The organism is Paenibacillus hunanensis (genome assembly GCF_034055775.1).
GTDB classification, from domain to species: Bacteria; Bacillota; Bacilli; order Paenibacillales; family Paenibacillaceae; genus Saccharibacillus; species Saccharibacillus hunanensis.
Window position 1 is genome coordinate 656,200 of sequence record NZ_CP139194.1, and the last position, 11,918, is coordinate 668,117.

Here is an 11,918-nt window from a genome sequence, read left to right on the forward strand (position 1 = left end):
GCAGGTGTTTTTCAGATGAGTACAGGCAAAATCGTTGGCAAAACAGTGCTTGGTGGCGCTATTGGATATCTTGCCGGCTGTCTGGTCGGTATATGGACACCCGATTACGTGACGCTGTTATTCCCGCTCGCTGGCTCCATCTATGGCGTAGTGTGGGCAGGGCGTTCGCAGCGTGATGCTGCGTTACCACCGGCACCGACACAGCCCCCTCTGTCCCAGCCACAGGCGCGACCGAATCAAGCGCCTGGTGCAAGTCCGTCCGGTCGTCCTTCGTTGCAGGAGCAATATGAGCAGGCGGCTCGTCAACGGGCTGCGGATCAGCAGCGTCATAGCGAGCAGGAAGAGGCGGCACGCTCAGCGAATACTGCACGTGTGCAGGCATCTAGCGCACAGCAGGCTGCCGCAGAGTCGGCGAATAAGGGCAATATAGACGTGTTACCTATCTTCCATCCCGTGCTGGAATATCTCGGCGTACTGGAGGAAATGATCATTTCCGAGGGTCAGAAGCATAATCTGGATAACGAGATTGTGGAGAAGTCCTGCTCCTTATTTTTACGATTGCAACGTCTTATTCCGATTCTGTCTGAATTAAATAATGATGATATCAACCATACGATCAAGCGTCTAGTTATGAATGATCTGAATAGTGTGATCAATCCATTTCTACGATTAAGTGGTGAAGCAAAAACGAAAAATCGTCGTATTCTACTGGATGGATTAAAGGACGTGAACAATCGCGTGACCCAGATCGTGAAGACGATTGAGCATAAGGACCTGATGGAGCTTCAGTCCAGAGCGGAGCTATTACATCATCGGTATTCTTGATCGGTAGTTTGAGTGACAGCACAGAGCGATACTCGTCATGCAATAATAGGAATCGTAGAGTCTCAGTAGAATATATGCGCCATGTATGAACAGCATCGTGGTAGCATCCAGCCCTAAAATGATGAATGATGCAGTACAACATAGAGCAATAACGATGTGATAGCACTTCATTGCTACGTCATATCGATCCTGGCTGTATACCAGCCTTGAAGGAGATGATCTTATGGCAACACCTGCAATTTCGTTAAAAAAAGAAGATGAGCAAAAGGTAACCCAGGAAGCTAGCGTTATTTTGCAACAGGTATCTCGAGCGGATAATCTGAATCTGGATGGACTGATGGATGAGGTAGGCAAGCTGGGGATGCAAACGCAGGAGCGTGCTACTCAGACGCTACAAATGCTGGATCGTCCGGTTAACGATCTGATGTCGGGTAAGTCCAAGCAGGTATCGAATCTGATTCTAGCGCTGCGCGATGAATGTGAAGCGCTCCAGCAAAGTAAAAATGTAGGCTTGTTCGCCAAGCTACTACGTAAGTCCCCAATCAAAAACTATGTGTACAAATACCAGTCGGTTAGCAAAAACGTCGATGCGATCGTACAGGGTCTGCGCGATGGTAAAGACACACTGGAAGAAAACATGGTTAGCATGCGTACCCTCAAGCGTAACTCGCTGGAGGAAATCTACAATTTGCAATACAAGATCGCCATGGGGAATGAGCTCAAAAAGCTGTTCGAGGCGGAGATCCAAAAGCCGGAAAATGAGCACCGCAAAGTGTATCTGGAGCGCGGGCTGCGTAAGGTCGTCACTCGCGTTCAATCGATGACCGAAAATATTATGCTGTTCAATCAGGCGATTGCCGCGACGGATATCGTGAATGATACGAATGATAAGCTGATCGACTCGGTTAACGACTCCGTTTACAAAGCGGCTAATCTGATTAAAATCTCTGCCATGATCGCGCTGGCAATTGAGGATCAGGATCGTGTAGCCAATGCGGTAGAGAGCGTCAATCAGACGATCGAGGATCAATTCCGTCAAAATGCACAGATGCTGAAGACGAACAGCGAGCGTTCAGCAGAGCTACTGAAAAAGCCGACCATGTCGCTGGAATCGGTCAATCAGGCGATTGCCGATCTGATGTCAGCACTGGATACATCGGAGCGCTCCAACCGTGAGATTATCGCTAGCTGTCAGGATTACACAGCGAAGCTGTCCACCATCAACGATCAGATGACACGTCGTCTCGGTCTGGAAAAAGCAGAGGCGAATACGCCCTCACCCTCGTCGCGCAGCATCGAGTCCACACGCGACCCGCTGGCAGACTTACTCCGTTAAGCATCGTGAGAGACACCGCCATCGGTATAGTGAGAGCTATCAGGATGAACATACTTCTATACACGTAGAGGTAGATGTCGAGGTCGAAGTGGAAGTTGATATACATGTGCATACTGATGCTGACATGAACGTAGAGATTGAGGTTGAAGTAGACGTTGAACCCGAGATCGAAATCAATACAAAAGACCGCTATCTGCGATGACAGAAGCGGTCTTTTTGTATTGAAATGATAATAGGAGGACAGAGAAGAAGATCAGTGGTTAATTGCGCCGTCCTTTGCCTGTGCAAGCGAGCCATCGCCATTATATGAAAAGTGTACTGTATAGCCGTACTGTGCATCGGGCTTCAGATTGTTCAGTTGATCTGCTGTAAAATAACTGGATAAGTAGCGGAATTCGGACTTTTCCAACTGTCCTTGATACGTCCAGCCTGTATTCATCGCTACATCATAGCCAGCACCTTGTAGACGTTGCAGCTCGGTTTTTGCTTCCGTGCTATCTGGGTCGACAGGCTTACCGTTCTGAGTCAGGTCAATCGCGACGAAGTATAGGGCATCCTTATCGCTAGCGTGCTGAGCGATTGCCTGCTTAACATCCTGCATCAGCATCACGTCGCCATTGTTAGTGACTGCATACGATTCGCCAGCAGGCGCATCCTCGATCAGAGGAAGATCGCCCGTTGCTTCCGAATTGTCGGCTGGTGGCGTGGTCTCTGGCTTGAAGCGGTTCAAATAGTTCATGCCATCATACAACATGATCGCGGCATCGGCACGCGTAATATTTTGCTTCGGATTAAAGTTACCGTTCGCATCCAGACTTACAATTTTCAAAACGATAGCGAGCTGGATGGAGCCCACATGACTGATATCGATCTTGGATTCATCCTTAATATCTGGTGGAATGATGCGGAATACAGGCATTTTGCCAGTAAGCTGCATCGCGCTCATCACATAGTCGACGTATTGCTCGCGCGTGATGGGAGCATCTGGATTAATAGTTGTAGGAATATCCAGGCCTGCGCGCGCCGCTGTAGTGAAGGTATCTGCATACCATGCTGAAGACTTCACCTTGCTAAACTCAGGGATGGCCTGCTGCTGTGCTTGATTCTCATCGCCAGACAACGGGTCTGATACAGGTCGTGTAACGGTATCAAGCTTGAAGGCTTTGACCATCATATGCAGTGCTTGTGCTTGAGTTAACGATTTGCCTGGAGCAAAGGAAGTATCGCTCATCCCGTTAATGACCTGTTGAGAGGCTAGAGCTGTAATTTTGTCCTTGCCAGGTACCCCATTCAGATCGTCAAAGCTAGCGGCGAAGGAGCTAGTGGCAATGCCACCGTATAATAACGAGAATGCCAGTGTTGAGATAGCCAGGCGTTGTCCGAGCTTGCGATTTCGTTTATTTGCCGGAGCCGCCTTACCTGCTGCTACGTTACTTTTTTTCCTGCTTGTGCTTCTGTTCATTGTATATTCCTCCTTGAAAATAGGTTTATCCATCCATAACAATGGAACGTTCTATCTTAAAAGACGACAATTCGTAGGAATGGTTATGTCACTCCATATACATTTGTGAGAATAAATCTCGGAATATCTATTTCTGAACAGATATATCTAAACATCAATTTCTAAACATTAATCGTTACGATCCCAACCAATGCCTATTCGTATACATCCAACTAATCATCTAAACCACCGTATTAAACAAACACGATGAAACGAACAGGTTACTTCAAAGCCGGATTATTCGGATCGGTGAAAATTCCCTGCTCAGCCGATAGCGGCGAGCCATCCCCATTTGTAGCAAAATGAATCGAATAGCCGTAATCAGGACTTGCTGCAAATTGCTCCAGCTGTGCGGCGGTTAAATAACCAGCAACCATCGTGCCTGCTGTCTGCTGCATCTCGTCACTGTATGTCCAGTAGCGTGTATAGCCAACTTGATACTGTAGCTGCTGTAGACGCTTCAATTCTGCACGCGTTTGTTCACTATCTGGAGCGACAGGCGTATGATTGTGGAATAGATCAATGGCAACGAGGAAAACGACCTGCTTGCCCTGATTAGCTTGTAGCGCTTGCTTCACCTCATGGCTGTAAAAGAAGGTGCCATTTGCAGGCATCTGCATGGACGGTGATACATCACCACCAGGTAGCTTCTGATTGGACACGTAGCTGTTCACAACAGGCTCGGATGCGGTGTACATCGCAGGCTGATTTTGCCACAATGGGCTGAATATCAATAAACAGGCGGCAACCGCAACTGCTGCCAGAGCGGAAGCGATGCCTGTGCGATGCCAGCGACGGCGACGGGTATTCATCACATCGCTATCAGGCGCATCCACGGTTGTAGGGGCATGCTCGATGAGCTGTAGCTGCTGCTCCAATCGCTCCAGCAGTACATCATCGACCTGACCGATCGCCTGAAACAATCGTTCCTCACGCGTAAGCGATGTCGTCATAGCTCAATCCCCTCCTGAATCAGATAGCTTTTTAGCTTGCCGCGACTGCGGAACAGGCTGGCTTTAATATTGTTTTCCTTCACCTTGAACCGCTCAGCCATCTCAGACAGCGACATGCCGTACCAGTATCTCGCCAAAAATAGATTGCACTCACGCTCTGGCAAGGTGTGCATAAACTGATTAATCGTCCGGTTCAAATCCTGATCCAGTAGCGTCTGTTCAACATTGGCGCTGTCAGGAATACACTCGGTTAGTTCTTCCAGCAAGGACGGCATATCGCCACCCCGTTTCTTCGCTTTTTTGGCTTTGTATTTATCCAGTGACAGATTGCGAGTAATGCGTCCGACAAAAAAGGATAGCTTATTCGGTCGCTGCGGCGGAATCGTATTCCATGTGCGTAGCCATGTATCGTTAACACATTCCTCCGCATCCTCTGAGTCATGCAAAATATTGTACGAAATGGAGTAGCAGTAGCGTCCATACCGATGGGACGATTCCTCAATCGCAGATTCGCGCCGATCCCAGTATAGCTGCACAATGTCTTCATCGTTTAGCATCATATCCCTCTCTTGATCCATAGTCTCTCTATATACACAGACGACAATAAGCAGCAAAGGTTATCCTACAATTACAATTTGCCTGAAATCATGCTCATGGTGATCACTAATTATTACGCTAATTATGACCTGAGGAACAGCTTTGAAAGGGCTTTCTTTTGCAGGGTGATTACTTTACCATTATGGATAAAGCTTACAAAATAGGCGCTTGAATAGCACAGCTTATCCCAGGTAGACGGGCTCGCGCTTCAGCAAAACGATGTCGCTAATTAACGCTTGTTTTTACTACATTACAATCAATCTTATACATAAAGGAGACGATGATAGATGGCAAAAACAACACCGTATCCGTTTCAGGATCATACGCTCGCTCTAGATCAACGAGTAGAGGATCTCGTTTCACGTCTAACCGCAGAGGAGAAGATTGAAGCGATGCTGCAATATCAGCCAGCCGTCGAGCGACTTGGGGTGAAGGCTTATAAGCATGGAACCGAAGCGGCGCACGGAATCGCATGGCTGGGAGAAGCAACGTATTTTCCGCAGCCTGTTGGGCTTGCCTGCACGTGGGATGCAGAGCTGATGCAGCGTATTGGTAACGTGATCTCAGATGAAGCCCGAGTGATGTATAAGCGCAATCCAGAAGTGCATGGCTTAACACTGTGGGCACCAACGGTGGATATGGAGCGTGATCCACGCTGGGGTCGCAATGAAGAAGCATATGGTGAAGACCCATATCTCACGGGCGAATTGACGAGCAAGCTGGTGCAGGGCATTCAGGGTGATCATCCTGTTTATAAAAAAGCAGTGGCAACACTCAAGCATTTTCTCGGTAACAATAATGAAGTGGATCGCGGCTCTGGCTCGTCGAGTATTGACCCGCGTAATATGCGTGAGTATTACTTAAAGGCATTCGAGCGACCATTTGTAGAGGGACAGGCGAAGTCGATGATGACTGCCTACAATTCGATTAATGGAACGCCAGCGCTGATGCATCCGCTCGTGCATGAGGTTGTGAAGAATGAATGGAATATGGATGGCTTTATCGTCAGCGATGCAGGCGATGTGATGGGCATTATGCGTGATCATGGATATTATGATTCTCACACCCCGGGTGTCGCTGCCTCGATCAAAGCAGGCATTGATAGCATTACAGATGATGCCGACCTGTCCAAGGCGGCGCTACGCGAAGCATTGGAGCAAGGGTTGCTCGATTGGAACGATATCGATACGGCGCTACGCAATACGTTTCGTGTGCGATTTATGCTAGGGGAGTTCGATCCAGAGGAGCTGAATCCGTATGCTGCCATCGGTGAAGAGTCGATGATGACAGAGACAGCACGGGCAACTGCCGCTGAAGCTACTCGAAAATCAGTTGTGCTGCTCAAAAATGATGATCATAAGCTACCATTATCGGCGACCTCGACTGGGAGCGTAGCGATCATCGGTGAGCTGGGTGGGGTCGTCTATCGGGACTGGTATTCGGGTACACTGCCTTATACAGTTACAGCTGTAGAAGCGATTCGGAATAAAGTGGCTGGAGCTGTTCATTATACGGATGGAAATGATCGTATCCGTCTACGTACGGCAAATGGTGAGTTGCTGAACGTGCGAGTAGATGGAAGTGTCGGTACGCAAACGGAAAAAGGTGCTACTGATAGCAATCAGGATGCTGGTGCTAGCGAGCCTGCTATAGCGTCGTATTCGTCTACAGCAGACCGCTTTATTTTATCCGACTGGGGCTATGACAGCTATTGCCTGCGCTCGGAAGCGACAGGAACATATCTAGCGGCAGACGATGAGCAGCAGCGATTAGCTACAGCCACGGATGAAGTGTACGGCTGGTTTGCCAAGGAGGTGCTACGACTGATCGAGCAGCCAGATGGTCATATCGGCATTCGTACCTGGAATAGCCGTGAGCTGTACTGGGATCAGACGGAGGGTAACGTTCGTATTGCCGAGGGTGAGCATCGCTATCCACCCGTGCAGGCAGAATGGCAAATTCCAGCTGCTGCACGCGCTGCGCTGGGCGATGTAGAAGCAATCGTGTCTATAGAAGAGGTTGCTCCTTCATCGATCATTCCAGAACCCGCTTCGGCACAAACGATAGGCTCCACAGAAGCCTTTCATTTTAGCAAAGAAGTGCTGGAAAATGGCATCGAACGCGCTGTACAACTGGCAACCGAAGCCGAAACCGCGATTGTATTTGTCGGCAACCATCCGCTCATCAACGGCAAAGAGGAGGTAGATCGTCCGGGACTGGAGCTGGCAGCTTCACAGCTTCGTATGGTGCAGCAGGTCTATGCCGCTAACCCGAATACGGTAGTCGTCGTGGTCGGTAGCTATCCATTTACGATGGATTGGATTCAGCAGCATATTCCAGCGATTGTCTACACCACCCATGCCGGGCCAGAGCTGGGCAATGCCATTGCAGATGTAATGTATGGCGATTATGCGCCAGCAGGTCGACTGAATATGACGTGGTATCGTTCTGCCGAGCAGCTAGGGAATCTGCTGGACTATGATATCATTCGCTCCGGTCGTACGTATCAGTATTTTGAGGGAGAGGTGCTCTATCCATTCGGTCACGGATTGACCTATTCACCGATGAGCTATAGCGAGCTCAAGCTGTCCGCCGATACGCTACAAGCCGATGCACTGCTAACCGTACAGGTAACGATCCAAAACGAAGGCGGATTGGACAGCGATGAAGTCGTACAGCTTTACACCCGTAATACACAATCGCGAGTCAAGCAACCGCTCAAAACACTACGCGCATTCCAGCGTGTGCATATCCAAGCAGGACAATCCATCCAGGTACATCTACAGCTCCCGATACAGGAGCTTGCTTTCTGGGACGTGACACGCAGCAAGTATGTAGTTGAAACAGGAGCCTATGACGTACTTATCGGACGTTCCTCCAGCGATATTCGTTTAGAGCAAAGCATACAGATCGAAGGCGAAACCATCCCGCCACGCGATCCATACCAGACCATACGAGCAGAAAATTACGATAACTATCAGGCTATCCATCTGATCGAAGCTAACGACGGAGGTGCAGCAACAGAAGCCATCAACGACAACGCATGGCTACTCTATACCGATATGAACTTCAATTCCAGCGTATCCAGCCTAACCGCATGTCTTAGCAGTCAAACAAATACACCTGAGATTAAGGTCTATATCGACAACATCGATTCTGAGCCTATCGCTAGCCTATCAGTTCCTGTTACAGAGGAGTCAACAAGCACAGTCAATGCTGCAAACAGTACAAATAAAAACTGGCAAGAGGTAACCGCAGATATAAAAAATCCAAGCCTATACAGCATCCAAGCCGTATACCTCGTCCCAACTCAAGGTACACGGATTAGCGAGTTCCGATTCAATCCAGCCAAGCTGTAATTGCTTTGAGAAGACGAATGCCAGCTTAAATCATATCAGAGCATGAAAATATATTTGCCAGTGTATAAAACAATAAATATCATTTGAAAGGTTTGAGGTTTGAGGTTTGAGGTTTGAGGTTTGAGGTTTGAGGTTTGAGGTTTGAGGTTTGAGGTTTGAGGTTTGAGGTTTGAGGTTTGAGGTTTGAGGTTTGAGGTTTGAGGTTTGAGGTTCAAATTCACCAATTTGCTGCAAGACGCACAGAACGAAGGGAAGGAAATAAGGGGTAAGGACGACTTATAGTGTTAGTGAGTTTCTAACACGTGGTTCAATGAAGAGTGATTTTTGCGAAGCAAAATATCTTACAGCTTTGGAGGGGCGGGAATCTTCATGTACTCCTAATCAAAAAGATTCCTGCGGCTCCACCTGAGTCCGTCCCCTTATTCCTTCCCGGAGTGGTGTACGCTCAAGCACCCCACCACAGCATAAAAAAGACGCTTCAACCGAAGCGCCCCATAATATATTCCTGCGTCGAATTCTTCTCAGGATTCGTGAAAATCTGATCCGTCTCTCCATGCTCAACAAGCGTCCCCAGATAGAAGTAAGCTGTGTAGTCGGATACACGTGCCGCCTGCTGCATATTGTGCGTTACGATAACGATACGCAGATCCTTTTTCAGCTCCGTGATCAGCTCCTCGATTTTCCCTGTAGATACTGGATCAAGCGCCGAAGCTGGCTCATCCAGCAGTAGAATCTGTGGATTAACCGACAGCGCACGCGCGATACAGAGACGCTGCTGCTGACCACCGGATAGTGCCAGTGCTGATTCCTTCAAACGATCCTTAACCTCGTCCCATAATGCCGCACGACGCAGACTCGTTTCTACAATCTCGTCTAGCTGCTTACGGTTTTTGATACCATAGTAGCGTGGGCCAAAGGCGATATTTTCATAGATTGATTTGTAAAAAGGATTCGGACGCTGCCATACCATACCGATCCGTTGACGCAGCTTAATCACGTCGGTGCCTGACGCGGTGAGGTCGATTCCGTCCATCCAGATATGTCCGGTGGAGCGAGAGCCAGCGATCTCATCGTTCATACGATTAAGAGAGCGCAGGAACGTCGATTTACCGCAGCCAGAAGGGCCGATAAGTGCAGTTACACTTGCAGCAGGGAAACCCATGCTGATATTTTTAATGGCTTGAAACTCACCATAATAGATACTTAAATCTTCAGTACTGAAGGGCATTGGCATGACCATAATTGAAAGTTCCTCCTTGAGTGGTTGCCTGACCCGTAAGATCATGGATGTATGAGCTTACGGGCGATAGCGTTGTGCCAGATCAGTTCATCCGTTTGGATGCAGTCATGTAACGGTATAGTGTACGTCCACCCCAGCGTGCGAACAGGTTGAACAGCAATACCATGATCACGAGTACAGCGGAAGCGCCAGCCGCGATCTGAATCGCATCCGGTGCCAGACCTTCACTGTTTACTTTCCAGATGTGCGTGGCCAGTGTCTCAGCAGGACGCAGCGGATTCAGCGGCGAACGCGGATGCAGTGGGTTCCAATCTGAGAAGTTCAGCGGTGGCGTCGTCATACCGGATGTAAACAGCAATGCTGCCGCTTCACCGAATACACGACCAGCAGCCAGAATCGTACCTGTTACAAGTGACGGAATCGCTACAGGAAGCATGATTGATGTGATGATCTTCCATTTGGACAAACCGAGTGCCAGACCTGCTTCTTTTTGTTCACGTGGAACACCAGCAAATGCCTGTTCCGTAATCCGAACCATCAGTGGCAGGTTGAAAATGGTCAGTGCCAGTGCACCAGCCAGCAGGGAGAAGCCCAGCTCAAAGGTGTTTACAAATACGAGCAAGCCGAACAAACCGATAACGATCGACGGGAAGGAAGACAATACTTCAACAACCAGTCGGATAAAACTAGTGATTTTACCAGGCTTTGCGTACTCCGACATATAGATACCGCCACCAAGTCCAAGTGGAATCGTGATGATCATCGTCAGTACGAGCAGGTAGAGCGAGTTAAACAGTGGTGGGCCAATACCGCCGCCCTCACGAATCGTTTGCGGATTCGAGGTTAGGAAGTGCCAGCTAATATGGCCAAGTCCACGGAACATAATAAATCCAATCAAGCCAAGCAAAATAGCGACGATCGACAGAGCAAACACGATAATGACAACCGTGGCGACTTTATCAGCGGTTTTGGCCCGTTTGCGTGCTTTGCTACGTAGGATTTGGGTCTGGGTTGTCATATCCGGTTTCTCCTTTCAAGCAGACGGATGATCATGATGAAGACAAACGTCATCAGCATGAGGACAAGCGCCATACTCCACAATGCGTTATTTTGAATGGAATTCATTGCTGTGTTACCCATACCAAGCGTAATGATACTCGTTAGTGTGGACGCAGATTCTAGCAGGGATGTCGGGATAAATGGAGCATTACCAATAACCATCTGTACCGCCAGTGCTTCACCGAAGGCACGTGCCATACCGAGTACGATACCTGTCAAAAGCGCAGGCAGCACGGTCGGAAGTACCACGCGGTAGATCGTTTGCCAGCGTGTAGCACCCAGTGCATAGGAAGCTTCGCGTTGACCGCGTTGCAGATTCGCCAGTGCGTCAGCCGCGACGCTTGTAATCGTCGGCAGGATCATGATCGACAGTACGAGCGCACCCGCACCTACACCGATACCCTGACCGCCTACATGGTCACGCAGGAAAGGCACGATCAGTGTTAAACCGATAAAGCCGTATACAACAGACGGAATACCCGACAACAGCTCAATCGCTGGTTGCAGGATACGTTTACCGAATGTCGGTACGATCTCAGTCATGAACAATGCAGCGGCAATACTCAGCGGACTTGCGATCAATGCGGCTAGCAGCGTGACGAGGAATGAACCCGCAATCGCTGGCATCGCACCAAAGGCTGGCGGTGATGCATCAGGTGCCCAGCGTGTGCCAAACAGGAAGTCCATGATGCCAACACCATTCACAGCAAAGGTCGCTACACCCTTCGATGTAACAAAGTAAACGATCGATACGATGGTCGCAATCAGAAAGGCAACACAGACCGAAGTATAAATACGACCGATCCAGTCCTCAATCCGATGTTTTTCGAGTGGCAGTCTGCGACGCTGCGCTTCTCTTGGAGTAACCTTGGAATGCTCCATAAATAAAAAACCTCTTTTCTACAAAGCGTTTAAAATCCGTTTTCTTGTCATTGCCCAGTCTATGTCTATATGTGTAGGAACAGGGAGAATAGACCTCTTGCACAGGAGGTATGTGGTGCTAACGTGAAAAGAGAGGCGGAGTATCCGCCTCTTTTCGCTGCGGTTG

At 48.9% G+C, this 11,918-nt stretch carries 9 protein-coding genes; 3 read left to right on the forward strand and 6 right to left on the reverse strand.

What is annotated here, in order from left to right; all coding sequences use genetic code 11:
- Nucleotides 1-15 precede the first annotated feature (15 nt).
- Nucleotides 16-825 carry a cell envelope integrity TolA family protein gene (locus SK066_RS02575; protein WP_320543537.1) on the forward strand — a complete coding sequence of 270 codons (810 nt, stop codon included), beginning with the start codon at nucleotides 16-18 and terminating at the stop codon, nucleotides 823-825.
- 223 nt (nucleotides 826-1,048) lie between these two features.
- Nucleotides 1,049-2,161 carry a toxic anion resistance protein gene (locus SK066_RS02580; protein WP_188774262.1) on the forward strand — a complete coding sequence of 371 codons (1,113 nt, stop codon included), beginning with the start codon at nucleotides 1,049-1,051 and terminating at the stop codon, nucleotides 2,159-2,161.
- Between the two features lie 253 nt (nucleotides 2,162-2,414).
- Here SK066_RS02580 and SK066_RS02585 read toward each other — a convergent pair whose 3' ends face one another.
- The 3 genes from SK066_RS02585 to SK066_RS02595 form a co-directional block, all read right to left on the reverse strand.
- Nucleotides 2,415-3,623 (reverse strand): S-layer homology domain-containing protein, encoded by a 1,209-nt coding sequence (locus SK066_RS02585; protein WP_320543538.1) that lies wholly within the window; start codon nucleotides 3,621-3,623, stop codon nucleotides 2,415-2,417.
- 260 nt (nucleotides 3,624-3,883) lie between these two features.
- Nucleotides 3,884-4,615, reverse strand: coding sequence for a hypothetical protein (locus SK066_RS02590; RefSeq protein ID WP_320543539.1), 732 nt, complete (start codon nucleotides 4,613-4,615; stop codon nucleotides 3,884-3,886).
- The gene (locus SK066_RS02595; protein ID WP_320543540.1) at nucleotides 4,612-5,175 is read right to left on the reverse strand and encodes an RNA polymerase sigma factor; all 564 of its coding nucleotides are present in this window, start codon (nucleotides 5,173-5,175) and stop codon (nucleotides 4,612-4,614) included. Before SK066_RS02595 ends, SK066_RS02590 begins: the two co-directional genes overlap by 4 nt.
- A gap of 324 nt (nucleotides 5,176-5,499) precedes the next feature.
- Here SK066_RS02595 and SK066_RS02600 point away from each other — a divergent pair, with 324 nt between their 5' ends.
- A complete protein-coding gene (locus tag SK066_RS02600; protein WP_320543541.1) occupies nucleotides 5,500-8,571 on the forward strand; it encodes a glycoside hydrolase family 3 C-terminal domain-containing protein in 3,072 nt (1,023 codons plus the stop codon).
- Nucleotides 8,572-9,049: 478 nt separating this feature from the next.
- Here the strand turns inward: SK066_RS02600 and pstB are convergent, their stop codons facing one another.
- From pstB to pstC, 3 genes are all read right to left on the reverse strand, one after another.
- A complete protein-coding gene (pstB, locus tag SK066_RS02605; RefSeq protein WP_188774581.1) occupies nucleotides 9,050-9,805 on the reverse strand; it encodes a phosphate ABC transporter ATP-binding protein PstB in 756 nt (251 codons plus the stop codon).
- Nucleotides 9,806-9,893: 88 nt separating this feature from the next.
- Nucleotides 9,894-10,829: a phosphate ABC transporter permease PstA gene (gene pstA, locus SK066_RS02610; RefSeq protein ID WP_188774258.1), complete on the reverse strand. Its 936-nt coding sequence runs from the start codon at nucleotides 10,827-10,829 to the stop codon at nucleotides 9,894-9,896.
- Nucleotides 10,826-11,752, reverse strand: coding sequence for a phosphate ABC transporter permease subunit PstC (gene pstC / locus SK066_RS02615; protein WP_250344454.1), 927 nt, complete (start codon nucleotides 11,750-11,752; stop codon nucleotides 10,826-10,828). The genes pstA and pstC overlap by 4 nt, the downstream gene beginning before the upstream one ends.
- Between the last annotated feature and the right edge of the window lie 166 nt (nucleotides 11,753-11,918).

Excerpts from the sequence above, each read along its gene's own strand:
- pstB (WP_188774581.1), bottom strand. The coding sequence starts at position 9,805 with ATGCCAATGCCCTTCAGTACTGAAGATTTAAGTATCTATTATGGTGAG.
- pstC (WP_250344454.1), bottom strand. The coding sequence starts at position 11,752 with ATGGAGCATTCCAAGGTTACTCCAAGAGAAGCGCAGCGTCGCAGACTG.
- SK066_RS02580 (WP_188774262.1), top strand. The coding sequence starts at position 1,049 with ATGGCAACACCTGCAATTTCGTTAAAAAAAGAAGATGAGCAAAAGGTA.
- SK066_RS02585 (WP_320543538.1), bottom strand. The coding sequence starts at position 3,623 with ATGAACAGAAGCACAAGCAGGAAAAAAAGTAACGTAGCAGCAGGTAAG.
- SK066_RS02575 (WP_320543537.1), top strand. The coding sequence starts at position 16 with ATGAGTACAGGCAAAATCGTTGGCAAAACAGTGCTTGGTGGCGCTATT.
- SK066_RS02590 (WP_320543539.1), bottom strand. The coding sequence starts at position 4,615 with ATGACGACATCGCTTACGCGTGAGGAACGATTGTTTCAGGCGATCGGT.
- pstA (WP_188774258.1), bottom strand. The coding sequence starts at position 10,829 with ATGACAACCCAGACCCAAATCCTACGTAGCAAAGCACGCAAACGGGCC.
- SK066_RS02595 (WP_320543540.1), bottom strand. The coding sequence starts at position 5,175 with ATGATGCTAAACGATGAAGACATTGTGCAGCTATACTGGGATCGGCGC.
- SK066_RS02600 (WP_320543541.1), top strand. The coding sequence starts at position 5,500 with ATGGCAAAAACAACACCGTATCCGTTTCAGGATCATACGCTCGCTCTA.